At 55.5% G+C, this 26,422-nt stretch carries 32 protein-coding genes; 11 read left to right on the top strand and 21 right to left on the bottom strand.

Annotation, left to right across the window (positions count from 1 at the left end; genetic code table 11):
- Nucleotides 1-100: 100 nt before the first annotated feature.
- Both PYRFU_RS06860 and pyrH read right to left on the bottom strand, forming a co-directional pair.
- Nucleotides 101-1,462 carry a hypothetical protein gene (locus tag PYRFU_RS06860; protein WP_014026933.1) on the bottom strand — a complete coding sequence of 454 codons (1,362 nt, stop codon included), beginning with the start codon at nucleotides 1,460-1,462 and terminating at the stop codon, nucleotides 101-103.
- Between the two features lie 135 nt (nucleotides 1,463-1,597).
- Nucleotides 1,598-2,272 carry a UMP kinase gene (gene pyrH / locus PYRFU_RS06855; RefSeq protein ID WP_014026932.1) on the bottom strand — a complete coding sequence of 225 codons (675 nt, stop codon included), beginning with the start codon at nucleotides 2,270-2,272 and terminating at the stop codon, nucleotides 1,598-1,600.
- 191 nt (nucleotides 2,273-2,463) lie between these two features.
- On the opposite strand from pyrH, the gene PYRFU_RS06850 reads away from it, so the two are divergent.
- Together PYRFU_RS06850 and PYRFU_RS06845 are read left to right on the top strand one after the other, a co-directional pair.
- Nucleotides 2,464-2,736, top strand: coding sequence for a HypC/HybG/HupF family hydrogenase formation chaperone (locus PYRFU_RS06850; RefSeq protein ID WP_048191823.1), 273 nt, complete (start codon nucleotides 2,464-2,466; stop codon nucleotides 2,734-2,736).
- A 16-nt stretch (nucleotides 2,737-2,752) separates the two neighbouring features.
- Complete coding sequence (locus PYRFU_RS06845) at nucleotides 2,753-3,178, top strand: hydrogenase maturation nickel metallochaperone HypA/HybF (RefSeq protein ID WP_014026930.1); 426 nt, start codon at nucleotides 2,753-2,755, stop codon at nucleotides 3,176-3,178.
- 101 nt (nucleotides 3,179-3,279) lie between these two features.
- Here PYRFU_RS06845 and PYRFU_RS06840 read toward each other — a convergent pair whose 3' ends face one another.
- Together PYRFU_RS06840 and PYRFU_RS06835 are read right to left on the bottom strand one after the other, a co-directional pair.
- Complete coding sequence (locus PYRFU_RS06840; protein ID WP_014026929.1) at nucleotides 3,280-4,230, bottom strand: ATP-binding protein; 951 nt, start codon at nucleotides 4,228-4,230, stop codon at nucleotides 3,280-3,282.
- Between the two features lie 165 nt (nucleotides 4,231-4,395).
- Nucleotides 4,396-5,151, bottom strand: coding sequence for a beta/alpha barrel domain-containing protein (locus PYRFU_RS06835; RefSeq protein ID WP_014026928.1), 756 nt, complete (start codon nucleotides 5,149-5,151; stop codon nucleotides 4,396-4,398).
- 82 nt (nucleotides 5,152-5,233) lie between these two features.
- Between PYRFU_RS06835 and PYRFU_RS06830 the strand changes: the two genes are divergently transcribed.
- Both PYRFU_RS06830 and PYRFU_RS06825 read left to right on the top strand, forming a co-directional pair.
- The gene (locus PYRFU_RS06830) at nucleotides 5,234-5,593 is read left to right on the top strand and encodes a helix-turn-helix domain-containing protein (protein WP_014026927.1); all 360 of its coding nucleotides are present in this window, start codon (nucleotides 5,234-5,236) and stop codon (nucleotides 5,591-5,593) included.
- 84 nt (nucleotides 5,594-5,677) lie between these two features.
- Nucleotides 5,678-6,061: a hypothetical protein gene (locus PYRFU_RS06825; RefSeq protein ID WP_014026926.1), complete on the top strand. Its 384-nt coding sequence runs from the start codon at nucleotides 5,678-5,680 to the stop codon at nucleotides 6,059-6,061.
- Here the strand turns inward: PYRFU_RS06825 and PYRFU_RS06820 are convergent.
- The 13 genes from PYRFU_RS06820 to PYRFU_RS06760 all read right to left on the bottom strand — a co-directional run bounded on the left by PYRFU_RS06820 (nucleotide 6,058) and on the right by PYRFU_RS06760 (nucleotide 18,599).
- Nucleotides 6,058-6,474 (bottom strand): hypothetical protein, encoded by a 417-nt coding sequence (locus PYRFU_RS06820; protein WP_014026925.1) that lies wholly within the window; start codon nucleotides 6,472-6,474, stop codon nucleotides 6,058-6,060. The genes PYRFU_RS06825 and PYRFU_RS06820 overlap by 4 nt on opposite strands.
- Entirely contained in the window at nucleotides 6,455-7,081 is a 627-nt protein-coding gene (locus PYRFU_RS06815; protein ID WP_014026924.1) for a pyroglutamyl-peptidase I, read from the bottom strand. The genes PYRFU_RS06820 and PYRFU_RS06815 overlap by 20 nt, the downstream gene beginning before the upstream one ends.
- A 98-nt stretch (nucleotides 7,082-7,179) precedes the next feature.
- Complete coding sequence (gene purF, locus PYRFU_RS06810) at nucleotides 7,180-8,520, bottom strand: amidophosphoribosyltransferase (protein ID WP_014026923.1); 1,341 nt, start codon at nucleotides 8,518-8,520, stop codon at nucleotides 7,180-7,182.
- A 45-nt stretch (nucleotides 8,521-8,565) separates the two neighbouring features.
- Nucleotides 8,566-10,776 carry a phosphoribosylformylglycinamidine synthase subunit PurL gene (gene purL, locus PYRFU_RS06805; RefSeq protein WP_014026922.1) on the bottom strand — a complete coding sequence of 737 codons (2,211 nt, stop codon included), beginning with the start codon at nucleotides 10,774-10,776 and terminating at the stop codon, nucleotides 8,566-8,568.
- A 6-nt stretch (nucleotides 10,777-10,782) separates the two neighbouring features.
- Nucleotides 10,783-11,439, bottom strand: a complete 657-nt coding sequence (purQ, locus tag PYRFU_RS06800) for a phosphoribosylformylglycinamidine synthase I (RefSeq protein ID WP_244403923.1) — start codon at nucleotides 11,437-11,439, stop codon at nucleotides 10,783-10,785.
- A 60-nt stretch (nucleotides 11,440-11,499) separates the two neighbouring features.
- A complete protein-coding gene (locus tag PYRFU_RS06795) occupies nucleotides 11,500-11,940 on the bottom strand; it encodes a CBS domain-containing protein (RefSeq protein WP_244403922.1) in 441 nt (146 codons plus the stop codon).
- A 442-nt stretch (nucleotides 11,941-12,382) separates the two neighbouring features.
- Complete coding sequence (locus PYRFU_RS06790) at nucleotides 12,383-12,961, bottom strand: hypothetical protein (protein WP_048191813.1); 579 nt, start codon at nucleotides 12,959-12,961, stop codon at nucleotides 12,383-12,385.
- A gap of 59 nt (nucleotides 12,962-13,020) precedes the next feature.
- Nucleotides 13,021-13,743, bottom strand: a complete 723-nt coding sequence (locus PYRFU_RS06785; protein ID WP_014026918.1) for a uroporphyrinogen-III synthase — start codon at nucleotides 13,741-13,743, stop codon at nucleotides 13,021-13,023.
- Between the two features lie 7 nt (nucleotides 13,744-13,750).
- The gene (cobA, locus tag PYRFU_RS06780) at nucleotides 13,751-14,494 is read right to left on the bottom strand and encodes a uroporphyrinogen-III C-methyltransferase (RefSeq protein ID WP_014026917.1); all 744 of its coding nucleotides are present in this window, start codon (nucleotides 14,492-14,494) and stop codon (nucleotides 13,751-13,753) included.
- The gene (gene hemC, locus PYRFU_RS06775; RefSeq protein ID WP_014026916.1) at nucleotides 14,491-15,426 is read right to left on the bottom strand and encodes a hydroxymethylbilane synthase; all 936 of its coding nucleotides are present in this window, start codon (nucleotides 15,424-15,426) and stop codon (nucleotides 14,491-14,493) included. Before hemC ends, cobA begins: the two co-directional genes overlap by 4 nt.
- A complete protein-coding gene (gene hemL, locus PYRFU_RS06770) occupies nucleotides 15,423-16,715 on the bottom strand; it encodes a glutamate-1-semialdehyde 2,1-aminomutase (RefSeq protein ID WP_014026915.1) in 1,293 nt (430 codons plus the stop codon). Before hemL ends, hemC begins: the two co-directional genes overlap by 4 nt.
- A gap of 57 nt (nucleotides 16,716-16,772) precedes the next feature.
- Nucleotides 16,773-17,792, bottom strand: coding sequence for a porphobilinogen synthase (gene hemB / locus PYRFU_RS06765; RefSeq protein ID WP_014026914.1), 1,020 nt, complete (start codon nucleotides 17,790-17,792; stop codon nucleotides 16,773-16,775).
- A 183-nt stretch (nucleotides 17,793-17,975) separates the two neighbouring features.
- Nucleotides 17,976-18,599 carry a hypothetical protein gene (locus PYRFU_RS06760; protein WP_014026913.1) on the bottom strand — a complete coding sequence of 208 codons (624 nt, stop codon included), beginning with the start codon at nucleotides 18,597-18,599 and terminating at the stop codon, nucleotides 17,976-17,978.
- A gap of 308 nt (nucleotides 18,600-18,907) precedes the next feature.
- Between PYRFU_RS06760 and PYRFU_RS06755 the strand changes: the two genes are divergently transcribed.
- Entirely contained in the window at nucleotides 18,908-19,495 is a 588-nt protein-coding gene (locus PYRFU_RS06755) for a hypothetical protein (RefSeq protein ID WP_014026912.1), read from the top strand.
- 42 nt (nucleotides 19,496-19,537) lie between these two features.
- On the opposite strand, the gene PYRFU_RS06750 is transcribed toward PYRFU_RS06755, so the two are convergent.
- Genes PYRFU_RS06750 through purC form a run of 4 tightly spaced genes read right to left on the bottom strand, consistent with a single transcriptional unit; the run spans nucleotide 19,538 to nucleotide 21,648 of the window.
- Nucleotides 19,538-20,389, bottom strand: a complete 852-nt coding sequence (locus tag PYRFU_RS06750; protein ID WP_014026911.1) for a PALP domain-containing protein — start codon at nucleotides 20,387-20,389, stop codon at nucleotides 19,538-19,540.
- A complete protein-coding gene (locus PYRFU_RS06745) occupies nucleotides 20,361-20,627 on the bottom strand; it encodes a hypothetical protein (RefSeq protein ID WP_048191810.1) in 267 nt (88 codons plus the stop codon). Before PYRFU_RS06745 ends, PYRFU_RS06750 begins: the two co-directional genes overlap by 29 nt.
- A 38-nt stretch (nucleotides 20,628-20,665) precedes the next feature.
- Nucleotides 20,666-20,926, bottom strand: a complete 261-nt coding sequence (gene purS / locus PYRFU_RS06740) for a phosphoribosylformylglycinamidine synthase subunit PurS (RefSeq protein ID WP_014026909.1) — start codon at nucleotides 20,924-20,926, stop codon at nucleotides 20,666-20,668.
- Nucleotides 20,923-21,648 (bottom strand): phosphoribosylaminoimidazolesuccinocarboxamide synthase, encoded by a 726-nt coding sequence (purC, locus tag PYRFU_RS06735; protein WP_048191808.1) that lies wholly within the window; start codon nucleotides 21,646-21,648, stop codon nucleotides 20,923-20,925. The genes purS and purC overlap by 4 nt, the downstream gene beginning before the upstream one ends.
- Before the next feature lie 236 nt (nucleotides 21,649-21,884).
- Here purC and PYRFU_RS06730 point away from each other — a divergent pair, with 236 nt between their 5' ends.
- The 6 genes from PYRFU_RS06730 to PYRFU_RS06705 all read left to right on the top strand — a co-directional run bounded on the left by PYRFU_RS06730 (nucleotide 21,885) and on the right by PYRFU_RS06705 (nucleotide 26,401).
- Nucleotides 21,885-22,184, top strand: coding sequence for a thioredoxin family protein (locus PYRFU_RS06730; protein ID WP_014026907.1), 300 nt, complete (start codon nucleotides 21,885-21,887; stop codon nucleotides 22,182-22,184).
- A complete protein-coding gene (locus tag PYRFU_RS06725) occupies nucleotides 22,185-22,985 on the top strand; it encodes an NMD3-related protein (protein ID WP_083818554.1) in 801 nt (266 codons plus the stop codon).
- Between the two features lie 66 nt (nucleotides 22,986-23,051).
- Nucleotides 23,052-23,426 carry an adenosylmethionine decarboxylase gene (gene speD / locus PYRFU_RS06720; RefSeq protein WP_014026905.1) on the top strand — a complete coding sequence of 125 codons (375 nt, stop codon included), beginning with the start codon at nucleotides 23,052-23,054 and terminating at the stop codon, nucleotides 23,424-23,426.
- A gap of 120 nt (nucleotides 23,427-23,546) precedes the next feature.
- On the top strand, nucleotides 23,547-24,635 hold the full coding sequence (locus PYRFU_RS06715) for a hypothetical protein (RefSeq protein ID WP_014026904.1): 1,089 nt from the start codon (nucleotides 23,547-23,549) through the stop codon (nucleotides 24,633-24,635).
- Between the two features lie 18 nt (nucleotides 24,636-24,653).
- Nucleotides 24,654-25,922, top strand: coding sequence for an MgtC/SapB family protein (locus PYRFU_RS06710; RefSeq protein WP_014026903.1), 1,269 nt, complete (start codon nucleotides 24,654-24,656; stop codon nucleotides 25,920-25,922).
- A complete protein-coding gene (locus tag PYRFU_RS06705; protein WP_014026902.1) occupies nucleotides 25,898-26,401 on the top strand; it encodes a hypothetical protein in 504 nt (167 codons plus the stop codon). The genes PYRFU_RS06710 and PYRFU_RS06705 overlap by 25 nt, the downstream gene beginning before the upstream one ends.
- Nucleotides 26,402-26,422: the final 21 nt, after the last annotated feature.

Genomic DNA, 26,422 nt, shown 5'->3' with positions numbered 1-26,422 from the left:
AGCTGATTAGAAGCCGTGCCCCTCACACGCGTATAACGGCGGGAGTGAGGAGCCAACACCTAGCCGATAGGTGATGAATTCCCTGAGGGCCGACCCGCCCCTACCCCCTCCATGGCGGCGTGAATGTCGTGCCCGTCACCTCTATGCATCCCAACTTGTAGTAACCTACGATGCTCAGCCAAGACGGTAGTGTATCACCACCGGTATAGGCGTAGCTCAACTTGGATACATCGCCCCTATCATCGATCATCGTCAGCTCTACCTTCAAGCTCTTCAGTATGAATGTCGTGCCGGTGAAACTCAGCTCACTTCTATCCAATACTAGCGTGTAAGGCAATTCTACCTTCTTACCAGACTTGCCCTTGCTCTTTGCTTCTCCGCTGAGAAGCACGTTGTCAACAGTAATCGAGTTTACTACTTCGCCGTTAACCATAATGTCTATTGCGAGGTCTGCGCAGACTCCTTTAGTCTTAACCTTTTGACCGTTCTGGATAGTTTCAAAACTACACTTATACGCTTTGAGCAGCTTGACGCTGTACACTACGTCGTAGGTTTTGCTGGGCGCGATTGTAGTTGTTTTGCTGTTCGAGTTGGAGCTGGTGCTATCGGGTGTCAGTAACAAGAGGCTATCCAGCCGCGATGCTACAGTGCCGTCGTTGACGCTAATGGAGGTGTAGGAATCTACCTGCACATAGTGATACACTATATCGTTCGGTATGCCATACATGTGGCTGGTCTCTAGCGTCACGCTTCCCGTAGCGTCGACGGGTTGCAATATAGCCTCGATCTTGACAAGATCGTCACCGATAATACCTCTGACCTTCTTATCGCTTTTCAACACGCCACCCTCGAATGACGAGCCAGGTAGTATGCTGAGCCTTGCGTCGCGGAGTATAAGTCCGCACCCTAACACAGTCTTTGTCGCAGCTCCCTCAACGACACGAATGTTGCTGAAAGGCAGCTTAGCACTGATAGTTATGGAGCCGCTGCCTGTCCTCATCCTCTCAAGTATAATGTATCCAGATGGTATGTTATCAGCAACAGCTAGTCTAGCACCGCTCAGCACGACTGGCACGAAAGCCTCAACAACTATTAGCTCGCCGGGCTCCCATACTCCATCAGGCACGCCCTCACGCACTACCCTGGCGCTCGTGTTCACTGCGACTAGATCGCCACGCCAGTTGTAGACGTATACAGCTATGCCCCTCTCCTCAAGCTCTGCAATAGGCACACTAGTATCGCCGATATTCCTCTCAAAGATGCCAATGAATGTGCCGAAGCCTTCTACCGCGTAAGCTTTCACGGCCTCAACTTTCACCTCAGATAACTTTGGTGGACTGGCGGGCTTCGAAGCTTGGGGGTAGAGTCTCAACGCCAGCAATGTCACTGCGAGGCTAGCGAGTAGCATCAATAGTAGCACCGCGAGCACCGTTGAAGACGCCGATTTCGAGTACCTCTGCAAGGCTGCACCCCCAATATGTTAACATGTGTTTAACAGCCATCCCCTATAAAGAGTTGAAAGTTATGGGTAGAGTGTGGGGCTCGGCTTTCGTTCCCTCGCTCACCAGTCGCTAAGACCAATCCTCCTCATCGCCGTCTAGTCGGGGGTCAGTAGGGTGCCTATCGGCTCACCGCCTCTGGCGGCCTCAAGCACGCGCTCTGGGTGACGACCATTCACTATGTAGACACGTGTACCAGAGCGCTGCAATATACTCGCTGCGTATGGCTCTAGGAGCTCGTAGCGTCCCGGCTCTGTGCTAGACTCTATGACGCGTAGAGCTTCTGTGATAGAGAGGCGGGGGAACAGCTTAGCATCTGGGTGTTTAGCAGGGTCGCGGTCAAACACGCCGTCGACTACAGTGGCTATGACTAGCCTTTCGGCTCTCATAGCCTCGGCTATGAGCGCGGCAACCGCCGTGGTGGACTGGCCCGGTTGGAATCCACCAGCAACTATGGGGTTGACGCCAGTTGCCAGTTGTGTCAGGAACTCTTCGTAGCTGCGGGGCACGGGTGCGGTAGAGCCAAGCGCCAGGGCGAGAACCCTAGCGTAGAACCTAGATGCCTCAATACCCGCAATATCCATGAGCGATTTGGGCGCCTGGAGCGAGCCTAGGAAGGAGACGTACTTGCGGGCAAGTCTACCACCGCCGACCACGATAGCCACGCGATACTCGTTTATCAACTCGCGTAGGACGCCCACAAGGCCCTGGAGAGACCCCGTATCCTCCACGAGCTTCCCCGAGATCTTCACGACGATTGATGGTCTGCTCACTGTCCCCCCGCACCAGGGGAGCCACGAGAGTATAAAGCCCCGGCTAACCCTCGAGGTGTACAAGGGGGCGGATGACTGAAGGCCCCCTCGCCCCGAGGTCCTGCGGCCTCCGAACCCGGGCCTGGGATGTGGAAGGGCCGCAGCCTATTAGACGCCCCGTGATTCTCTAAGAACGCATATGGTTGGGTATCATGTGCTTGGGTGTACCGGGGCGCGTCGTAAAGATCCTCGAGGAGGGCCTAGCTCTTGTAGACTTTGGTGGCATACAGAGAGAGGTTGACGTGAGCTTCATACCAGATGTGAAGCCGGGAGACTACGTTGTTGTGCACGCGGGTGTTGCAGTGTCAAGGCTAGATCCGCAGGCGGCCGAGGAAGCGTTACAAGCGTGGAGAAGACTGCTAGATGAGATGGATAGGCTGATCGAGGAGCGCCTCTCGGAGGTGGAGTCGTCTGCACGAAGCTAGCATTGCGTATGCAATATTGAAGGCTGCTGAAGACGTGCTACGCGAGCATAGCGTGCCCGAGGATGTCAAGGTAGAGGAGCTTGTCATCGAAGTCGGGGCAATGGCTCTGGTGGATGTTGTGAGCCTAAAATTTGCGCTTGAAGTTATGTCTCGAGGCACGCGTCTCGAGGGCGCTCGTTTCAACGTGGAGATAGTCCCGCCTAAACTTGCGTGTAGGTCGTGCGGCCACGAGTGGCAGATAAGCGTTGAAAATCTTGATGACGAGGTAAAGCTATACGTGCATTTTGCACCAGACAAGATATATGAGATACTAAAATGCCCCTTGTGTGGCTCGCGAAGCATAGAGGTAGTGAAAGGGCTTGATGTGAAGCTCAAGAGCATAAAGTTATCCGAAAAAGTGGCTAGCCAGGGGGATGAGGACCCCTTGCACTCCCGAGGCTAGACGCCGGTGGGGATAGACCCGCCTGTACCGACCCGCCTCAGCTCCGTCTCGACTCTTCATTATCTCTGCAGTTCACGGCGTCATCATCGGCGTGTGTACCGTCAAGTGCCATAGGCTATGCGGTGTAGGATACCGCGATACACGGGTAGTTGGAGTGCTATCACTTCATTCCTTGACAAGTACGCTATGTTAGTGCGGAGTGCCAGTCTCAACAGGTTATAGGCGTGTCTTGGTACGAGAGTAACCGGCTTGTGGACTAGGTCCAGGATACCTTTGGCAGCTTCGCGCACGTTGGTGCCCATCGTTGAGGCTATTAGCGCTAGTTTCCACCGCAGTCTACTCTCGACATCCTTCATCCATGCATCGAGGTTACCACGGTATTCGTGTATAACAACGAGCATGTGGAATGGTAAGCCGCCCGTTGCGGCTACAACATCATTTACCTGGTCGTCGCTTAGAGGTATGTTTGCATGTTCAGCCTCGCGCCTTACGAACTCGCGTGCCGCGCTTGGAGGCAAGCCATTAACTATGAGCGTATCAATATACTCGGCTACAGTGCCCAAGTCAAGCACGGCTTCAGAATCATCTATTGAGAGTATGACTCGCAGCTTATCACTGTAAGTCTCTACCAGCCTAGCCAGGTTGCGTATAAGGAGTGGCAGGGTGCAAGGGGATCCAGCTCTACCATCGCATACCATGCCGTCAATCGCGATGAGTATCTTTCCACTCCTCTCCTTTGCCTCGTGTAACGTCGTTGAAATGGCACTTCTCAGGCATTCATCTTCACGTCCATAGCAATTCACCTCCTCGATTACATCCTCAATGCCTAGTGGCTTAGGTGCCGGGCTGAAATCAGCATAGTATTTCACCACAGCGTTAGACATGTGTAGCGCAGCGCGTAGCAAGGTAGAACGACCGGACCCTATAGGACCCCACATCACTAGTACACGATGAGCATGCTGTGCGTTTATGTACTCCATTATCTTGTTCAGCTCAGCCTCGCGGCCTAGTAGCGCAATTCCAGGCTTCTTCACTACTGCGACACCCAGCATGCACACCCTAATTATGCTTCAACAATTGTTGAAGTTAGGTATTTTATCGTTCCTGGCCGATACTGGTACTGTAAGTTTAACGTTTCAGCCCCTCCAAGGATTACTGATACTGGGGGATGTGGATACCCCGGTGCTGAGCCCCACTAGGCCGTGAAGAGTAAACGGTCAGCCGACCCGTTTTGCCAGCTCCTCACTGAGTCTTCTCGCTGCATCAGGATCTCTCATGAACCATGTCCCGACGAGAACGGCCTTAGCACCAGCATCTTTGAGTACAAGCGCCTTTTCGACGGCATCCACGCTGCTCTCTGCAACTAGCATCGTCTTCTCGCCTATTCTATCCGCCGCCTTGCGTATATCGTCTAGCAGCTTCTCGAAGCTCAACTCGAGAGTCCTAAGGTTGCGCGCGTTTATGCCCACCGCGGCTTCCGGATAACTAGACGCTACTTCCACAGCATCGCGCCAACTACTAGTCTCTATCAGAGCGTCTAGATCCATGGAGCGCGCCTCGGAGTACAACTCGTCGAGCCTGCGCCACCCCAGCTGGTCGAGGATGAGGAGGACGGCCGAAGCCCCAGCATCAGCGAACTCAGCCAGCATTCCAGTGCATACCGTGAAGTCCTTGGCGAGTACGGGGCGATGTTGCGCGAACAACGGTATGAGGGCAGGCGAACCGCAGAACCAGAAGGGCTCCGTGAGCACAGAAAAGGCGTCAACGTATGGAGCTAGCTTCTTTGCATACTCCCACGGCTCGTGGAGACCGACAAACCGTCCTGGTGCACACCTCTTAAACTCACCTATGATTGCTAGTCCACGCTCCCTCCAACCCCTCCACAGCGACTCTACGAATCGATACCTTGGCTTGAAGCTAGTCTTGCACCTCCATTCCAGTGTTGCACTAGTCACTCTATCCAGGAAGTCCACGTCCCGAGCCCCGGGGGTTGAATGAAGCCGTTCAACCCTCGTTATATGTACGGCAGGTGTTGCAGGGAGTGGTGCACGTGGATTGAGCGTAGGCGGGCGTAGTGCTAGTAAGATTGACGAGGAGATTGTGAGGATGTATACGGAGGGTGTGCCGGTACGGATGATTGTTGAGAAGCTCGGCGTGGGGTATTACAGGATATACTCTGTGCTTAGGAGGTATGGTGTTGGGCCCGCAAGGAGAGGTAGCTACAAGCATCGCGGTAGGCTAACAGAGATGGAGCTGAAAGAAATCAGGGAATTGTGGATGCGTGGCGAGACGATATACTCGATAGCGAAGAGACTAGGCAGACCCGCCTCAACCGTATACTATGCACTTAAGCGTATGGGGCTACTCGATAACAAGGGGGATGGAGAAGCCCGCATCGGCTACCCGAAAGGATGAGGAGCTTTCCTGCGGCTGACCCCCGCTAGGCAAGCATTAACTGGTCTCACCATCTCAGATTCGTCTGCTGGAGCGTGTAGAGGGTTGGCTAGCCTAGGCGGGTTGCTACGTGGAGAGAAGAGTGCTGTAGAGGAGGCTGCAGAGCTGGGGCTTATTGTGCGTAGGGATGGAGACACCGTTGAGGTGAGTGACCTGGACTCGCGTACCCTACTAGGCCTGGTGCCTTCAAGGGCTGGCGCACTAGTCTATCATGTTGATAGTGCGGAGCATAGCTTCGAAGCAGTTATACTAGAGGATGTCATGCTGCTGGATAAGCTCGAGCTGAGCGAGATAGTTGAGCGTGACGAGGATGGTGTGAGAGTAAAGCCGCCTAGCATATGGCTTCACGAGATAGATCCCGGGCTTGAAAATAGCCGCGGAAGAATATGTAGCGTTGCACGTGGTGCAGCTAGGTGCAAGCCTATCTAAGAGCTGGTCTCTCCGCCTTCCTCGGTCTCTTCGCGCCTTTCCACCCTCTCCAATACCCTCTTGGCGCCGCTAACTACGCTCACAATAGCCTCTCGTAGATCTCTCGCGGTGCGTATGTACCTCCTAGGCAGGTCGTACACAACGGTAACGAAACCATCATAGTCGAGTGCATACTTGTAAGTGGTGCTCTTGAAGTTCTCCTCAAGGTACCAGGATAGTGCCTCCGGGAGCGGCTCTACGTCGAGCGGTGCAGCTACACGCACGGTATCAGAGACCTCATCATACGTTATCGCTATGCCTATCCTCTCCCCATCCTCCTCGATCTCCACGAGGATAGCGTCACGCTGCCTGGCGTACACGAGGCCCAGCGCCCTCACAAGAACCTCAAGCTCGTCAAGCACTGGTGTTACCATTCTTGCCCGCCCCCAGTGCCGCTATAAGCCTCTCAACCCCCTCCCTAAGAAGCCAGACTGGTACACCCTCCCTCCTCTCGCGTAGCCTCTCTTCGAGCCTGGTAGACCAGGGTAGGTGCAGGAAGACAGAGGGCCTGCCTTTCCGCCAACCCCACCGATACACCAGGTAAGCCACAACATTACAGAGGTAAAGTCCTATCGAGGCGGAAGGCCTCGCACGCAAACCTGTCTCGTTCAACACCCTTGCAACATGTACCGGGTCGACAGGGATGCGAATCGGCTCGCCAAGCGGAGCATCATCCACTACCTTACGAAGCCGTGACCCATCCCAATAGGCGTTGACAGCAGCGACCTCAACACGTACATGACTACCGCCGGGCGAGTAGAGCCCCATAGACACGACCAGCGCAGGGTCAAGCTCCTCAAGGAGCCTCACAAGCATCTCGCTTGCACGTGGGAACTCCACCGGCAAGACTATGCCATGGATGCGGCACCCGCCGACACTCTTGCCGTTGAGCTCTTCAGCGATCTCCCCCGAGGGGTTTGGCTCGTATACAACATTAGTGCCGAAATGCGCGAAGCCCGTGACCAGGCATATAGCCGACATTCCACAGTCTACCCGGGAGTGTGAGGAACACGCCCGAGTGCAAAATTCCAGTGCTAGTTAGGCCCCCGTCCACAACCCAGGATAGCCGGGGCCAGCGGTTAGCGTCTGAACTCGCTTACATACTTGCGTACTAGACTCGGATACACGCATGTGAAGCACGCGGTGCACGCGGGTCTACCTACAGCGCGGGTAAGGTTCTCAATCGTATTGTAAAGGAGGGTATCCGCGCCTATGATATCACGTATCTCTTCAACGCTCTTGTTCCGCGCTACTAGTTCAGTAGGTCTCGGAAAGTCTATGCCAAGTACGCAAGGACAGACGACCGGCGGGCTAGCGCTGCGAAAATGCACCTCTAGCGCACCGCTGCCCTTAAGAAGACTTGTTATCCTTGAGGCTGTCGAGCCTCGCACGATGCTATCATCCACTAGGGCTATCCTCCTACCTCTCACCGCGCTACGCAAGACACCATACTTACGCGCCACGTGACTTCCTCTCAGGCTAGGCGGTAGGATGAACGAACGGCCGCGGAACCGATTCGGGTATAGCACTTCCACCAGCGGCACGCCCTTCTCGAGAGCATAGCCAGTGGCGGCAGCTCTTCCGCTATCAGGCACCGGCGCCACAACATCAACGTGGGTGTCGTCGATGCGAGCTAGCAGTCTACCCATCTCAACTCTAGTCTTGTAGACCTCGGCACCCTCGAATATGCTGTCGGGCCTAGAGAAGTAGACATACTCGAATATGCATGGTTGGGGGTCGGCGCGCGGCGCCAGGGGCTCAATACTGCAGTGTGTACCTTGGCAGTAGAGTAGCTGGGCTCTACCCAATTCACGCCACTCTAGCCCAAGAGCCTCGAGGGCTGCTGTCTCGGAGGCAACGGCTGCATAACCATTGCCTATACTAAAGGCCAGTGGGCGTATACCGTGAGGATCCCTAGCAGCTAGTAGCTCTCCACGGGTAGTTGCTGCGACCAGCGCGTAGCTCCCCCGTAGCACTTCTGCCGTCCTCCTCGCAGCGTCGGCTAAGTTACCCTCATCGCGGTAATAATGTGCGAGGATGGCGGCGAGCACCCATGCATCCCAGTCAACCTCCAGTCTTCCGAGAACCTCCCGGGCAGCACTCTTGTAATTCACGATGTTGCCGTTAAAAGCCACTGCGAGTTCCACTCCATCGACGTTTACGATGAGGGGTTGGTATAGTGACCCGTAGGGGCCACTCGTAGAGTACCTAACATGACCTACAGCGAGCCTTGTAGAGCTAGGAAGACGGTGTGATTTAATAGCCTCGTATACGAGGCCGAAACCGCCCTCAAGTATGAATGAGCGTCCAGATAGGTACGCTATGCCCGCGGCTTCGTGGCCGCGGTGTTGGAGTTCCACAAGAAGCTCGTATACGACCCGAGCAGCGCCCTCGCCAAGATAAGCGGCAATGCCGCACAACCCTCCTCAAACCCTCACGTTGCAGCGAAGAAGCGGGGGAGGGTATCACACTCGCCCCTCACCATACACGCCCCTCACGTTATCAACGTCAACCTCTACCAGAGTCTTGCCGCTCAGCGTGACCCTCACTATCCCTGTGTCAAGAAGTGCTCCTACAATGCTAGCTCTCAGCCCTAGCTCCCTAGCAAGCTTGGCGGCGGCACTAGCGGCATCCGGGTGTAGCGCAAGCAGTAGCCTCGCCTGTGTCTCAGAGAAGAGTATCTCGTGGGCACCTCTACAGCCCCTCGAAGGCACCTTGTCCAGCTCGAGCTCAAAACCCATGTTGGCTGCTAGCGCCATCTCAGTGGCAGCTACAGCCAACCCGCCATTCGACACGTCATGTGCGGCGGCATATGCTGTATAGTCTATGTTGTCGTCCTCGCTGAGCTTAGCGAGTAGAGCCGAGAGCCTAGACATGTAGTTAGCCAGAAGCCTCTCTACGGATGGACGTGGTTCAGGTGGTGCTCCCTCGACCCTACCGTGCACCACGTGTAGGTACTCGCTGGCGCCCAGCTCGGGGAGCGTGTCAGCACCCACAAGGAGCAGTGTGTATCTCTCCAGTTTCTCGCGGGGTGCTAGCCCATACACTCTCCGCACATCCTCCACCCTGCCAACGACCACTATGGAGGTTACAGGGTTCACCATTCCAGTCTCGGGGTCTTCATTGTACAGGCTGACGTTGCCGCCGACGATAGGTGTGCCTAGCTCTCTAGCTGCCCAGGCTAAGCCGCGCACCATCTGCTCGAAGAACCAGTATTGCTCGGGCTTCTCTGGGTTACCAGCGTTGATGTTATCAACGGCTGCTATGGGTGCGGCGCCTACGGTGACGACGTTACGATAGGCCTCCTCTAGTGCAAGCGCGGCACCACGATACGGATCGACTCTCGTGTACCTCGGGTTACCGTCGCCCGAGACGGCTATGCCACGGTAGCCGTCAGCCTCGTAAACCCAAAGTACAGCAGCGTCTCCATGTCCTGGCGGGAGCACTGCCCTACCCTGAACGCCCCAATCGTACCTCTCATACACCCATCTTCTCGAGCCAACATTAGGCGAGGAGAGTACCTTGAGAAACACGTCACGGTAGTCGCTGGGCTCTGGTAGCCTAACGAGCCTAGTATCGGGCAAGCTACTCGGCTGTCTAGACTCCCTGGGCGGCTCCGGGGGCCCACGGAACGCCTCCAGCGGAAGATCCACTATAGTATCGCCACGGTAGAGGAAGCGGATGCGCTTCTCCCCGCTAAACTCCCCGATAACAGAATACTCGAGACCATACGACTCGAGAAGCTTCAGTAGCCTTCCTAGCTCGCCCCTATGCGGCACTAGGAGCATCCTCTCCTGACTCTCAGAAGCGAGTATCTCTTCGGGTGTCATGTCGGGCTCTCGGAGATGCAACTTATCGAGATGCACCTCGGCGCCAACCCCGTTATCATAGGCGGTTTCGCCAATCGCGACCGAGATGCCACCTCCGCCGAGATCCTTTACGTGTTTCACAAGCCCATGCTCAACCGCGTCTCTCACCGCGTCTATGAGCAGTTTCTCGATGAACGGGTTCCCGACCTGGACGGCTGCAATATCCTCCTCGAGCGGTTTTGAGGCGAAACTGCTGCCCAGCAGGCCATCGCGACCGGTAGCGCTACCAACAATTACTATCGGGTCGCCGGGCTCGACGCGCCCCGGTAGCAACTCGCGTGGCTCGAGTATACCGACGCATGCTACGTTGACGAGAGGATACTTGTTGTACCAGGGTAATCTCCAGGTCTCACCAGCTACGGTCGGCACGCCTATACGGTTGCCATAGTCGCTGATACCCCTCACTATACCCTTTGCAAGCCAGTCGCTTCTCTCGACGCCTGGCTCCCCGAGATAGAGTATGTCGAGAAGTGCAATTGGTTTAGCCCCAACGCTGAGAATGTCTCGTACTATCCCACCGACGCCAGTGGCGGCGCCATTGTAAGGGTCGACCGCAGAAGGATGGTTGTGACTCTCGATGCGAAAGGCGATATAGAGGTCGTCCCATGCCTTGACTACGGCAGCGTCCCTACCCGGACCCAGCACGACATCACGGCCTTCGCTTGGGAGGAGTCTCAGCCAGCGCCTAGAGCTCTTGTAGCTACAGTGCTCACTCCAAACAGCTTCGAGCACTATCAGCTCGGCTCTAGTGGGCTCCCGTCCTAACAGCTTCCGGGCATACTCCAACTCCTCGCGGCTAAGGGGCATACTTCGCTACCACCCCGCTCGCAGAGCCTTACCGAGCCACTCGAAGAGCTTGAGGCCGCCGGGGTTCCTCCCCGCTGGAGCCTGCCAGGGGAAAGCAGCCCTCTCCGGGTGAGGCATCATGCCGACAACCTGACCGTCTCGCACCGATACACCAGCAATGTCCCACCTAGAGCCGTTTGGGTTGTCAACATAGCGTAAGCTGGGTCCCCGCGGCTCCTCCAAGCCCCACCAGCGACCCTCACCATGAGCAACGGGCATCCAGACAATCTCTCCATCCTCATAGCCGCCTAGCCATGGGCCCTTGGGCTCGGCTATACGTAGCCTCACCCACCTCGCGACGAAACAGCCGCACTCATTCGGAAGGAGGACGCCAGGCAGCACACCAGCCTCTGTCAAAACCTGGAACCCGTTGCAAATACCGAGAACAGGTAGGCCATTCTCGACACCCTCGCGGAGAGCCTCAGAGAACTTGCTCCATGTCGCCATAACCCCTGCGCGCACGTAGTCACCATAACTAAACCCACCAGGTATTATGAGGGCATCCCAAGCCCTCCAATCAAACTCGTCGTGACGCACGATAAGCGCGTCTAGCCTCGCTACTCTACGCACAGCTTCTAGGGTCTCCCTCTCACAGTTAGTACCAGGGAACTTCACGATAGCCACGCGTGGCAAGGCCAGCTACTAGCCCCGAGGCCCACAAAACACGGGGGGTTATAGACTGGTCTAGTGCCTCTCCCCGCCGAGGAGATGTAGGAGCGTGAGGAGGTAATCCACTACATCGCGAAGGGAGAGCATGCCGACGGGCTTGCCCTCCTCGTCAACCACTGGTAGATGCCTCACGTTAGCCTCGCGCATCCTCTCGATAGCCTCTATTAACGGCTCGTCAGGCTTAGCTGTGATCGGGTTGTCAGTCATAATATCCCAGACGGGCAGCCCCCTACCCACCTTACCCTTCACAACCGCATAGAGAATATCACGCTCAGTCACAATACCCACAAGCTTACCCTCCTCGTCCACAACAAGCACGCTACCAATCCTATTCTCGTACATCTTCCTAGCAGCCTCTTCGATACTAACATCCCGGTGAACTGTAACCGGAGGAGTACTCATCAAGTCCGATACACGAAGAGCTATACGGCGCCTGCGGTAGACCAAAACTGCCACCATCAACATTCTACAATGGCCTAGATTTTTAGGAGTTGGGAGGGCTCGGCGACCAGAGTCTACATCACCTCGTCAGCCCCCGTCTAGGTCCTCACAGCCCTATCAGCAAGAACAGTGTAAAGCAGGTGATAAACCTGGCATTATCAATGATTTCGAGAGCCTATAGGCATGTGTAGCAGACACGGGCAAACCCTGCTACAATAGGAATGTAGACTGCGTAACTAGGCTCCTAACATTAAAGTCGTGCGCGTTGTCGTAACGGGGGCGCTCCTGCAACGGGCATATCCACGGGCAAGAGGGTATAGATCCTAGTATAGTAATATCGTGGTGGAGATGTGCATGGAGTATCGTGAACGGAGGTGTTCACCCACCATGTTTGGGTGGCAGGTGTAATGTGTGGCGCATCTTCAAACTCTTAAAATCAATTTCGTCTGTGGTGTGGTTACTTCTGTTGGGCGTAGAATGCGTTGAGCACTTTCGCCTGTACCTTGGCCTGCTCTCTTGGTACTCTAGCGGTCATGTACTTGCAGCCTATCCTGGAGGGTAGCTTGACGCAGGTTAGTGCCTCGTTGTCCAGCTTCGCCACTGCATCCCATACAAGCTCCAGCTTGATAGCATCTAGCTTCTTGGAGAGCCTCCAATAGCCACCCTTGCTCCTTAGTATCGATGCTGTTAGGAGTGCAACATGATCGCCTTCAACGGGCTTGAGTATCCCCTCGCCTATCAGCATCCATGCGTACGCAGCAGCAGCACGGAAGTCGCCACTCCTCTCGGCGAACGTCCTGAAAGCAAATGGGCCTCCAGCCTCGATAGCCGTGTATAGTAGGGCGAACTCGAGTCTATCTAGCTGACCTTGGGTGGTTACGTGCCACCTCTGGCTAGTAGTCATGTATCTCAGTACGCGGCGAGGCAATGCATACACAACGTACTCTACGAGTTCCTTGTCGGGCAGCCCTCTCAGCTTCTCAACAACCTCCCTGGGCGACTTCGCGAGATCCAAGAGCGATACTCTAACGGGCATCCCGGAACCCCGCGGCCCAACCATCACTCCAACCCTATAAAACACCCCGGGGGCTATCCTCATCCACAAGAAGCCGAGAGTATCTCACGAAGAAGCGCCTCTAGCGTATACTCGCGAGGTACTAGGAGCGGTTCGATACCCGCTTTCCTCAGCCTAGCAGCGGTGGTGGGCCCAATGGCCACGGCTCTAAGTGTGTCACCACGCCACTTAGATGTAAACGCCTCAACTATGCTCGGGCTCGTGAAGACAACATAGTCGTACAGGGGTGCGGCCCTTACAGCAGCCTCGACCATGCGCTCCAATACGACCATCCGGTACACGGGCACATCATAGACGATTACACCGTGTTGTCTAAGTACTTCCACGGGCTCCGGTAGACCCTTCTCAGAGCGTGCGAACAGTACACGATGTGCGCCGGCATCGAGAAGCTCCTCCGCGAGAACAGCACCGCGGTATTCACGTGGCACGAGGTCCGGCTCTACACCTATAACGCTCTTAACCTCCTCGGCGGTCCGCGGGCCAACAGCAGCTAATCGCAGCTTACCCTTAGCTACGTGCTCGCGGATAAGCCCCGCAAGCTTTGAAGTGGCTCTGACACCTCGGAAACTCGTATAGACGAGCCACTCCACATCCTTCAGCAGCTCCTTTAGCTTCTCAACGCTGTCTTCGATAACCTCCCAGTCGAGGAGAGGAATGTGAGAGATTACAAGCCTCTCGTCAAACCTCTTTGGTGGCGGCTCGTCAGCCGGACGCAGTAAGAGAACGTGTACCTTGCAGTTCAAGCTCCCTTTACCTCAGCTTCCAGAGCCTATCTCTCAGCCTAACAACTTCCCCCACAACAAGCACGGCAGGAGGCTGTATGCCAGCCTCGCGTGCCTTACTAGCAATGTCGGCGAGCGTGCCAACAACTACACGCTGCTCTGGCAATGTGCCACGCTCTATCACGGCAGCTGGTGTATCGCCAGCTCGCCCTCTAAGCATGCTCCTAGTTATCTCCTCGAGCCTAGAAACGCCCATCAGCACGACAATGGTGTCCACAGCGGCTGCTATCCTAGCATAGTCCACCCTGGGCTTTTCCTTCTCAGCAGCTTCCATACCCGTAACCACTGCGAAGCTTGATGCGCACCATCTAGACGTGACGGGTATGCCCGCATAGGCGGGTACGGCGACAGCACTACTCACCCCAGGTACAACCTCACACTCGACACCATGCTCTATCACATAGGCGCACTCCTCTTCGCCGCGCCCAAAGACGTAAGGATCGCCTCCCTTGAGCCTCACAACCATCTTGCCCTCTAACGCCTTCTCCACAAGAAGCTTGTTGATCTCATCCTGCGTCATGGTATGGCGGCCTGGCGCCTTACCAACATAGATAAGCTCGGCATCGCTCCTAGCCTCGCGAAGCAAGGCAGGATGAACAAGCCTATCATACACTATGACGTCCGCTTCGCGTATCAGCCTCAAACCCTTAACTGTTATAAGCTCGGGATCGCCGGGCCCAGCTCCAACAATCCAAACCTTTCCCCTCTTCACGCAATCATCCCCTCTTCAACGGCTCTCTTGCGGAGCTCGAGAGCAGCTTGTATACCGACAAGCTCGGGGTTAGACGCGTCACCCTCGGCGCTAACCTCGACGCGCTTAGACCCATCCTGCGAGTAGAGGACAGCAATCAATCCCAACGTGTCACCCTCCAGTCTGGCGAGAACACCAACGGGGACGTGACAGCCTCCGCCAAACACGGATAGGAAGGCTCTCTCCGCTCTCGCCTCCACGAGAGCCTTCTCATCAGAGGCTTTTCTCAAAGCCTCTACGAGATCCTTGCGCTCTGCAAGGGTATAGACGCCTATGATGCCCTGGGCTGGTGCTGGTGGTACGAGACGCGGATCAAGCCTAGCATAGCTTATACTAGAGCGTAGCTCCTCGGGTAGCTCATCCCACAGCCTCTTTAGCCCAGCCTCGGCTAGTATGATTGCATCGTACATCCCAGACACAAGCTTACGCAGCCTTGTGTCCACGTTGCCTCTGAGCACCTCTACGCGAAGATCTGGTCTCACGTGGAGGATAGCTGCTCTTCTACGTGCACTCGCCGTACCCACAACAGCGCCTTTGGGTAGCGCTTCCAGGTTAGGTTCGTACCCGTCTCTCACGACGAGGACGTCATATGGAGGATCGCGGGGTGGTACGCCTGCCAGTACAAGGCGCGGGTCTACCATGCTGGGCACGTCCTTGAGGCTATGGACGGCTACGTCCGCCCTACCGTCAAGAACGGCGAGGTTAACCTCCTTCTCGAAAACGCCCTTCCCGCCAATCATGTGGAATGGTTTGTCCTGGTGTATGTCTCCGCGCGTCTTTACAATAACGACCTCGTAGTCCAAGTCGGGTATGCTCCTCCTAAACCAGTCCATCGCGAGCTTCACTTGTATAAGGCTCAGCTTGCTGCCCCTAGCTGCTACCCGGAGCTTCACACACCAGCACCTCTCAACTCGCGGAACGCATCCTCAATAGCAGATAGGGTATCGTCGATAACCTCGCGGGTGTGGACTGCGCTTAGGAACCACGTCTCCATCTGGCTAGGTGGTATGAACACACCCTTCCTCAAGAGTATCTCGTGCAGCTTGTCGTAGAGCTTGCGGTTGCTCTGCTTAGCGTCGTCGTAGCTCCACACACCGCCAGGCTTGAAGAAGACCTGCACCATACTCTCGATGTGGTTCACTGTAACGTCGAACCCGTTCCTTCCCGCGGCGTCCAGGAGCGTATCTGCTATGCGCTTAGCAGCCTCCCTCATGGCGGGATACGGGTTCGTCTCCTCCAGTACCCTGATAGTCTCGAGGCCAGCAATCATTGTGACTGGGTGTGCGTTAAAAGTGCCAGCGTTGAACACCTTACCGACCGGCGTCACCATCTCCATTATCTCGCGGCGTGCTGCTACGGCGCCAACTGGGAACCCACCACCAACAATCTTGCCGAGAGTCACAATATCAGCCTTAACACCGAAGTACTCCTGAGCGCCGCGCAGCCCAAGCCTAAACCCAGTTATCACCTCGTCGAATATCAGGAGGGCGCCGTGCTCATCAGCTATCCTGCGTAGCTCGCGTAGGAAGCCATCGCGGGGCAGTATCAAACCCGCATTGCCGACAACGGGCTCCACTATTATGGCGGCTACTTGGTCACCATGCTTCTTCATTATCTTCTCCACAGTGTCGATATCGTTGTACTTGGCTATGAGCGTGAGTCTAGCCACCTCCTCGGGTACACCCTCGCTTGCAGGGATGCCGTACTCTGCTGCAGCGCTACCAGCGCCAACCAGTACATAGTCGTGAGCGCCGTGATAGCAGCCCTCAAACTTGACTATGTACTTGCGTCTCGTGTAGCCTCTAGCCAGGCGGATGGCGAGCATTGTGGCCTCTGTGCCGCTGTTGACGAAGCGTATCATACCGCCTGGCATGTAGTACCAGAGTATCTTCTTGGCGAGCTCTATCTCGGGCTCGTAGGGCGCGCCGTAGAGCCACCCCTTCTCTAGTTGCTCCTCAACAGCAGCCTTTACACGTGGGTGGCGATGGCCTAGGATCAGAGGGCCGTAGGCGAGCACATAGTCTATGAGTTTCTCGCCGTCAACCGTGAATATGTAGGGTCCTTCGCCGCGCTCAACATAGAACGGGTATGGCTTGACGGCCGCACGTACCGGGCTGTTAACGCCGCCCGGGAAGAGCTGTCTAGCCTCCTCGTATAGCTTGAGGCTGCGCTTGCCGGGCAAGAAAGTCTACCAGGTTACCTGTAGACACGCTAGGTTAGAAGGTTAGCCTGTGCCTGGTTAGAAGGGGAGGCCCTCGCGCAACCACTTAGCCGCGTCTATCGCGTGGTAGGTGATTATGATGTCGGCTCCGGCTCTCTTGATAGCTGTTAGTATCTCGAGTGTCACTATCCTCTCGTCTATCCAGCCTTTCTCCGCAGCAGCCTTCACCATCGAGTACTCGCCGCTCACGTTATAGGCGGCTAGCGGGTAGTCCGGGAACGCCTCCTTAACCAGGCTTATGACATCCAGGTATGCGAGAGCAGGCTTAACCATGAGGATGTCTGCGCCCTCCTCGACGTCGAGTCTAGCCTCCTTGAGGGCCTCTGCAGCGTTCCTCGGGTCCATCTGGTAGCTCCTACGGTCGCCAAAACGAGGCGCTGAGTGCAGCGCCTCGCGGAACGGTCCATAGAACCCCGAGGCGTACTTCACGGCATAGCTCATTATGCCCACGTCGGTGAACCCCTCTCGGTCAAGGGCCTCGCGAATAGCGCGTATCATGCCATCCATCATGCCGCTGGGCGCTACGAAATCAGCACCCGCTTCAGCGTGGCTAACAGCCATCTTCGCTATAACCTCTAGAGTCGAATCGTTGTCGACAATCGTGATCTCTACAGGTCCCTTCCTCCTTCTCACCGGTATCCCGCAATGACCGTGCACGGTATAGTTACAGATGCACACGTCGGTAAAGATGACAAGCTCGTCGCCAAACTCACGACGTAGAAGCCTAACAGCCTCCTGGACCACACCCTCCCGCCTAGTCGCGACTAGACCCTTCTCGTCACGGTCACGAGGGTAGCCAAAGAGTAGCACCGCCTTAATGCCGACCTCGAGAGCCTCTCTCACAAAACGTACCAGGTGCTCACCTACGGGGTAGCGATACTGGCCTGGCATAGCCTCTATGGGCTCTGGTTTGTCGATACCCTCCTTTACGAAGATGGGAAGTATGAAGTCGCTAGGCTCCAGCTTGGTCTCGGCGACTAGATCACGAATTGCCTTGGTAGCACGGAGCCTACGCGGACGGAGAGCAGGGAAACTCAAAAGACCTAGACCCCCAAGGCTCGTCAGCCCAACCACATAATAAAAACGTGTCAATTGTGTGGAAGAAAATGCGTCCCAATGCGATTTTTGTTAATCCCCTTAGCAGCATCGACATGCTCTGGACACAAAGACGCTCATCTCGCGGGTAAGCTGGTTATATGCATCTTCTTCGTCCCGCGCATACTACGCATTATCTTGCTTGCCTGCGCACTCGAAGCGCTCTATAACAATGCGGCACTCTGGTAGCCTCGCGCTAGCATCGCGGTATACAATCCACTCTGGCCGTCTATCCTCGGGTAGGTTACAGAATAGACGTGCACGTTCGGGCTTGCTAACCCATTTTGCGTTAATACCGCTACGCCTCAATATACCGGTAGTTAACCCGATGCAAACAGCGCATACTACCGGGTTCTTCCTCACCAGATCTTGATAGACACAGCTTCTGGTATAGAGGATGTACTTCCTGTCTGGCTCCTCTTCTCTGGCCTCCTCCCAAACCTGGAAGGGTACATTCATGCGCTTAACAGCATAGCTATGGCATTTGACTTCATACTCGAGTAGTTCGCGAAGGCTAACTTCTTCTAGCTTTACTCCCTCTTTTGCAGCCTCCTCCACAAGTATGCCAAATCCTCTCATCGCTCCTTTTTCGACTATCTCGGCGACTACGTTGAACCCTGTGTCTGGGCCTAATGTGCGTGCAGCTAAGCTAGTTAGACCCTCAACAACCATCGCTTGGAAATATGCGTGGTACACGCGAACCCAGTTAGCACCTCCCATTAAACCTTTAGCCTTATCCGTCTGACTCATGTTCAGCCCTCGCACTGCTAACGTTAAACTTGCTAACAAATAGGTTTGTGCTTATCAACCTGCCTCGAAGTAGCTCTGACGCCATATTCAATAGAATTGAATCTTAGACATCCAAAGCGTAGCGTGATTGTCGGGATGGTATGTTAGACTATCCTGATTTGCATAGATTCTTGATCGTTGGGGGTACTGCCGCTGTTTTCACAAAGACCTTGGTGTTGTGTCTAGTTTCTGGAATGCCTCGAGCATTATGTGGTTGGTCTTCAGTGTTAAGAATCGGAGTTGTCTACCCTGTTTAGCGGTAGAAGAGAGTGAAGACACTCGTAGTGTACCACGAGCCTGGTGTTAGGGGCTCCGAGAGAATACTAGAGAAGCTACTTGCGCTGCTGGATAGTCTCGGGCTAAAGGCTCGACTGTCGCCGTTGAAGGAGAGTATCGTGAATCGATGCTGGAATTTCGAGCGTATATACCTCCTAATGTTTGGGCGTGGTGGGCACTGGCTTGAGCTGAGAGACGCGTGCAACACAGAGCCTAGGATACTCCCTCCGTTGCTTGTGGCGGAGGGCGTCGCTAGCGTTACGCGGCCAGGCTCGTCGATAGTGCTTGTCTACCGTAGGGCTCGCCGCAACAACGTGATGTACACTCGTGACATCATGAACATTGTTAACGCGCTCCGTGCGCTAGGGCGGCGTGCGCTCCCCCTCGAGGCTAGCAGGGCTCTACGTCTGGGACCCTACCGTGCAGACTATGTAGTCCCTCTCGCGTTGCTGCCCGGTAGCCTAGCCGAGCATGCAGCGAGGATAGCGAGAGTGCTTAATGCGGAACCGCTTCCGCCCTTCGCGGTATATGCTATCGAGCATATAGCGGCGTGGATAGCATCTGAAGCTATACAATCCTAGCCTATGCGAGAATCAGGGGCAACGGTATGTGGGCACGGTGTGCTAGCTAGTGTCCCAGTGTGGAGTTAACACCGTCACAACCACCTCGTCACGGCCTATCTCACCACTCTCGAGGAGCCTGATGCGAGCCGCCTCTAGTCTCTCATCGACGTTATCCGGTAGACCCGCCTGGCGTAGAGACGACCTAGCCCTAGAGAGTAGCTCCGGATCTCTCACAAGAACCTCAACTAAATCAAGGCTATCGACGAGCCATCTTGGCACTCCTATTCCCATATCGACCGCGTAGATCCTAGGAGGTTCATCAACAAGCCCTAGCTTTATCAATCTCTCGTACCCAACACGGATAGACTCTAGGAGCGCAGGGTAACCTGGCACTACAAGAGCGTCTGGTACGCCGATTTGCTCGTACAGCTCGTATACTATCGTCGCACCGCCCTCATGGAAGAACGGGTTGTGCAACGGATCCGCACAATAGCCCTTACCAGCAACAAGTTTGTCAACAGCAATGATGGTTACGTGGTCGTCTAGATAGTAACGTAGCGCCTCCATCCACGGTCCCATCCTAGTCTCCACGAGATTCGCGCCGCACAACACTATGTGTGCAGCTAGAGTCTCGCAGCCCCGCTCCCAGAAACCAGTGACGACACCAACATGCTCCAGCTTGTAACAGTGGCTTGAGCCACCCGGGCAGTAGATAGGCGTGCCACCAGCTATACCCCTCAAAGGCCTAATTGCCATCAAGCTCTCGTACCTGGCAACGCCCCAGGGTCTAGAAGGCCTCCAGTCTAAGTCAAGTGGCTCGATGCGAACCTTGCACGGGTCCCTGCAGAGGTGTTCAGGGCTACCACCAGCCACACCTACGCCCTTAACCCGTATTGCCAGAAGCCCTCGCAACAGTCAACACCCTCTCAACCCAAGCCCGTGTCACGTAAACCACGCGTCCATCCGGATAAACAACCTCGATTCTATCACATTCTCTAAGCTCCTCGAGAACATCGCGAGGGAGTTTTGCAAGGGCGAAACCCGTAGCCACCTTCAACCTGACACCATCGCCGGATAGGGCATCCTCTACAGTCTCAATGCCCTCAATACCCTTCAGCTTCTCCGCGATGCTGCTCTTCTTGCATGCCAACCTCTGACGCACCAGGGCCCAAACTGTAAACAGCCGGTTTAACCCGACTCGCCTAGACACCTAGCCTCCGCCTTATGCACAACTGGGTTGTAGAAACGCAGCTTCTCGCCAAGCTCCAACACCCTCCTCTCAGCCTCCTCGCAATCCCTAGCCTCGAGTGTAAACCGATACACCTTCCCGACGCGTAACCCAGCGATCCACTTGTACCCCAAGCGCTTTAGCTCGGAGAGTATGGTCTCCGCCTCGGGGTCTCTAGCAAGCGGCTTAAGGAAGACCAGGAGCTCTACTACCAGCTTCACTGCTCGCACACCCTCCGGGGCTCCCCGACTATCTCGGCGAGCCGCTTGTAAGCCTCGAGGAGTTCTTGTACACTGCCGCCCTTCCTGAACACCTCCTTGTCGAGGTGCCTACCCTCACTGTCTAAGATGCGCATCGTGTCACCGCTAAGCTCATCAACCACGACGAGCTTGCCGTCAACACGGCCAACCTCTATCTTGAAGTCGATGAGGCGGTATCCCTTACTCTCGAAGAAGTTGCGTAGAACATTATTGACTTCCAGTGCTAACCTCTCAACCTCGCGTAGCTCGTCCTCGGTGAGAAGCCCGGCCTCTATCACATCCTGGGGGAGGATAAGCGGGTCGTGTAGCTCGTCGCTCTTGAAGTGTAGCTCTATGATTGGTCTCGTGAACTTCTGGAGCGGTTTCAATAGAGGCATTCTCTTAAGAAGCGAGCCGTAAGCGTAGTTCCTAACTATCACCTCTATCGGTATAACCTTGGCCTCCTTGACGATCATGTCGGGGCCGCCGCGGTAGCAGATGTAGTGCGTTGGTATACCGGCCTCCTCTAGAAGCTCGAACAGCTTAGCAGAGGTCTTAGCGGAGAGGACGCCCTTGCCCCCCGCCACCTCCTTACGCTTACCGTCAAACGCCGTAACATCATCACGAAACCTCATGAGCAGTTTGCCCGGCTCGATACGGTACAATGTCTTTGCCTTACCCGAGTAAAGTTCCTCCACGCGCATATCCCCGCGCGCGGCAAGCCCCGCAGCCTTGATAAGTTATAGTCTGTGTCCGCAGCACCCTGGCGGATGGCGAGCGGGGTCCATCAAACCGCCGCGCTGACAAGTGATGACTCCTAGTCCAGCCGACGCCTCCATGATGCCTATGAGTGGAGTCGACTGTCGTCACTCTGCGTCCGCTTAAGCCTTATACGGCGTTACTCTTGTACTCTTAGTGCTACCGGAGGCTGGGAGCAACGGTGGCGAGGGAACAGTACCGCGGCATGGTAGTGATACTATTCTACAACAATCGCTGCAGTTACTGCAAGAGGATATTGAGAGAGTGGAGGCGCTTCGTTGCCAGTCATCGCGGCGAGGCGGTCTTCCTAGCGTTGCCGTATAACCGCGCGACGAGAAAACTGTTCGAGCAGTACGACGTGTACGAGGTGCCAACGTTGATAATAGTGAAGAATGGCGAGGTGATAGCGAGGATAGACGGTGTGCGTCGTATAGAGCAGGTTGAGGAGGTGTACGCACAACTAACGATAAACACCGTGTAGCTGCAGCCTAGCCTCCTTCCTCCCATTCACCGTACCGCGTGTTTCTCATGGGGTGAGAGTATAGTCGCAACGAGACTGGATCGTTGCATACGTTGTGGCCGCCGCATCGCCGCCAGCGAGCCAGTGATAGACGGCATGTGCCTCGAGTGCTTCCTAGAAGAGCGTAAGCTAGTGGAGATACCGGGAAGACTAGACTTCGAGTATTGTCGTTCCTGTGGCGCCATCCGCTACGGCTACCGCTGGGTAGAGCAGTTGCCACTGGAGGAAGCATCGCGCCGCTACCTGGAGCTCTACCTCTCAGAGAGGGTCAAGCCAGCCCATGCTCTAGTCGAAGACGTCAAAATAGTGAACATTGAGCCTCTGCAGTACCCCTCCTGGAGAAGCGTGTACCGCGTAGTTGTCGAGGCACGGCTTAAGGGTGTAGAAGAGCCTGTACGTCAGGAGTACGTTGTAGAGGTTAGGGCTGTGCCTAGCCTTTGCCCGGCATGCAAGAACGACCGCGGAGGCGATTACAATGTGCTTGTTCAGGTTAGGGGGCGTATTGATGCAAAGCTCGTGGAGGTGCTGGGCAGGATACTTGATAGTGGAAGGGTGGCACCATGGGTAGTCGACATAATTGAGGATAAGCGGGGTATTGACATACTTCTTCGCGATAGGGGCGCAGCCTCACGCATTGTATCAGAACTCTCCAAGTATTTCGTGGTTGATGTGAAGAGGAGTGCAGAGACAGTCGGCATGACTTCAACCGGCATCGAGAGGAGGAGACTAACCATATCAGTTAGGGTTAAGAGGCCGCGCTAACCACCCTATTTAAACCCCCTTGGTGCGCCGTTGCGACGGCAATAGTAGGAGGGGTGACGCGGTAAGGTGGATAGGCAAGATAGAATAATTGGTAGACATGTGTACGGGAACCTCTACGGTATCGATCCGGAGAAGTTGTGGGATGAGGAGGGGCTAAAGAAGCTCGTAATTGAGGCTGTGCGTGTCGCGAACATGACGCTGGTAGAAGTGAAGTCCTGGAAGTTCACGGGGTATCACGGCGGAGTGTCGGTGATAGCCCTCATCCTCGAGAGCCACGTGGCGATACACACGTGGCCGGATTACAAGTACGCAACTGTCGACGTCTACACCTGTGGTGAGCGTGGCGACCCCTGGAAGGCGTTCAACTATATCGTTGAGAAACTGAAGCCAAAGCACTATGTAGTGCACTACGCTGATCGTAGCAGCCTGCCCATCGAGTAACAATATCGTATTTTGGGCCGTGGACCACCTTCTGTAACACGCGATGCTCCTACGTGGGGTCTCATATATGCTTTTCTAGCCTGGTTTGTGGCGGCCGTGGAGTACTGAGGACGAGGAGTGTTGCAGAGGCTAGCGCTCTACTGGCTGGCGGTGCTGCTGCACATAGGCGGCTGGGCGATATACTACTCTGTATCCAGGAGCCTTGAGGCTATCATAGGGTTTAGCGGTATACTCCTGCTAGCGGCTCTAGAGACGCTACCCTCTGCTCTAAGCATACCATCCTCAAGCGTGGCGGCCTCCAGGGGATATAGGGGCCTCCTCATCTTCGGTTTCGTTGAGGCGCTAGGCCTCCTATTGTTCGCCGTTATCCCATGGCCCTACTCTAGCCTAGGGGTCCTCGTAGCTTCGATAGGCTGGGCTATAGCTGGTCCTCATACAGTGACAGCCGTACTCGAGAGTAGCTCTAGCAGCAGTAAACTAGGCGTGGTATTGTCGTCCGGCGCGCTAGGCTGGTCTCTTGGTGGCTTCCTAGGCCCCCTCCTATACGACGCTACGGGGCTCACGGGCTCGATGCTGGTAGCCTTCCTAATGATAACCGGATGTTACGTCATATTCCTTGCCAACCTGCCGGAAGGCGCAGCCTCTCCAGGAGGGTCGCGAGTAGGGGCCCTCGAGACGCTCGCATATAGCCTAGCTCTATCACCGCTCATTGTAGCGATGGAGACTAGCTTCTCCTTAATAATGGGGAGGATTGCAAGCGAACTACCAAGTCTACACTATGCGCTTGTTCTGGCCGGCACCGGTCTAACCAGTGCGCTTGGCAAGGTGATCGCTGGCGTGGTTATCGATAGGATAGGCGGCACCGTGATATACAGGGCGTCGTTTGCAGCCTACTCGATATGGATGGTTGCCTCTTCGCAGCTAGGCGGCTACGCGCTTGCAGCAGCCTTCCTAACACCAATCTTTCCCTTCTACGAGATAGGCTACTACACGCATGTTTCAAGACTGCTCGGTGAGAGACGCGCAACAGCCGCATGGGCAGCGTCGTACACACTAGCCTCGCTACACCTCTTCACACTCTCGGTGCTAGAGCTTAGTTTTGTCGAGGCGCTCATCATATCATCGATTCTAGCCTTCGCCTCGCTAGTTGTGACAACCCTGGTAGAGCGTTGGATTACTAGGCGAGTGGCACCGCAGCAGCGATACTAGCGTAAGGGGAGACAGGGCTTGAACAGTGGCTTAGATGTGGCGTTCCCAGAGTTCATGGCGAGGTTCGCTGCGGCGCTGTTGGCTGGTTCTCTAGTCGGCTTGGAAAGGGAGAGGGCTCGCGTAAGAAGTAGCAAGGCCAAGGAGCTGCCAGGTTTGCGGAGTTTCGGACTCCTCTCAGCCTACGGTGCTGTAGCAGGTTACCTCCTTGATACGATGCGCGGAGTCTGGTGGTACCCGCTCAGCCTGACAGCGGGGTTCGTGCTAGTTGTAACAGTCTACACGCTGTACAGACTGTTTACGCTCAAAACGGGCGGCGTAACCACGCCAATAGTGATGCTTCTGGTCTACAGTCTTGGTTTTGCAGCCGGGCTAGGCCTCATAGTAGAGGCTGTCGCGGCATCAGCTGTCACCACACTGTTCCTCGCTATCAAGACGCCCGTCGCTAGACTCGTCAAGGCTGTGTCCTACGAGGAGCTACTGGCGATATTCGAGCTAGCATTGTTCTACCTTGCACTAGCCCCACTGGTATACAGCCTCGACGTAGAGATCCTTGGCGTGAAGCTATCGACAATATACACCTTCTTCCTGCTCGTGCTCTCGGTTAGCTTTGGCGGCTACCTAGCGTGGCGCGTGGGCGCTAGTCCCGTTGTTTACGCGTTGCTAGGCGGCATCGTGAATAGCGAAGCGGCTGTAGCACTAATAGCGCGGCAGGTGCGAGACCCGCGCGAGATAGAGACGCTGGTACCCTATGTACACCTAGGCATGCAATATAAGACGATAGCTTTGGCGCTGGCTGCAGCAGTCCTCTCGCACGGTCTGCAACTAGTTGAGCGCGTTGCTCCCCTCCTCGCCCTACCCCTACTGGTAAACACGTTACTAGTCTTCGCGTGGAGGCCAAGGAGCGCCCCTAGACTAGTGAGTGTATCTCCTCTCGAGCTGGGCGTCGCACTGAAAACAGTCGTGATGTACACGGGGTTACTCCTAGCTGCGAGTATTCTCCGTCCTCTACTCTCCCGCCCCGAGACGCTAGTGGCGTATGCTATACTGGGAGGCGTGGTGAGTGCCACGGCGACAGTGTTCGCGCTTGCCGCTTACCTTCCGCCTACACCCTCTCTGCATCTACTCGCCTACGCGGCTGTAGTGGCTGCAGCCACGTTGAACAAACCGCTTTACGCGAGGATGGCGTCCATTGAGGCTGCGCGGCGTACACTACGAACATCCCTTATCTTCTCGGCTGGCTTCATAATCCTGGCGGCGATAGCGTGGCTGCTGCCAGAGCGTATCTAGGCGGCTCGTCTTTCACCGCATCTCTCACCAGCCTAGTTGGCCTCTATGCGCTAATCTACTCGATAATCCTGGATTTCGAGCCGCTAACAGCCATAGCGGTACAGTTGCTTCTCGTATCGCTCATAGTGCAGGTCTACACGTTGGTCACAGCATCGAGGATGCTAGCTGCGACCCCCGGCTACGAGGATCTGAGCAACGTGGTAATCGTTATGCTCCTGGTCTCTGCGTTGACACTCGGTATCCTCTACACGCCTCTCATTATAGCGCTAGGTGAGGTTATTGGGAGGAGGTCGAGAATGCTAAGCGAGGCTGGGGTCTTGCTAGACCCTTGGCTCTGGATACCCTGGAAACTCCTGCTAGCACTATGGCCTGTTGCTGGTCCACTAGGTGCCTTGGTGGCTGGAGAGCGTATAACCGGCGCTACGGGTGTAGCAGTAGTAGCCGCGATGCGAGTTGGTTCACAAGAACACCAGGTCTAATCGGGCTCTAGTCTCTCTACT

It is taken from the genome of Pyrolobus fumarii 1A, from assembly GCF_000223395.1.
Classification (GTDB): Archaea; Thermoproteota; Thermoprotei_A; order Sulfolobales; family Pyrodictiaceae; genus Pyrolobus; species Pyrolobus fumarii.
The sequence above is the reverse complement of the archived record's forward strand: the minus strand, read 5'-3'. Positions and strand labels throughout refer to the sequence as shown.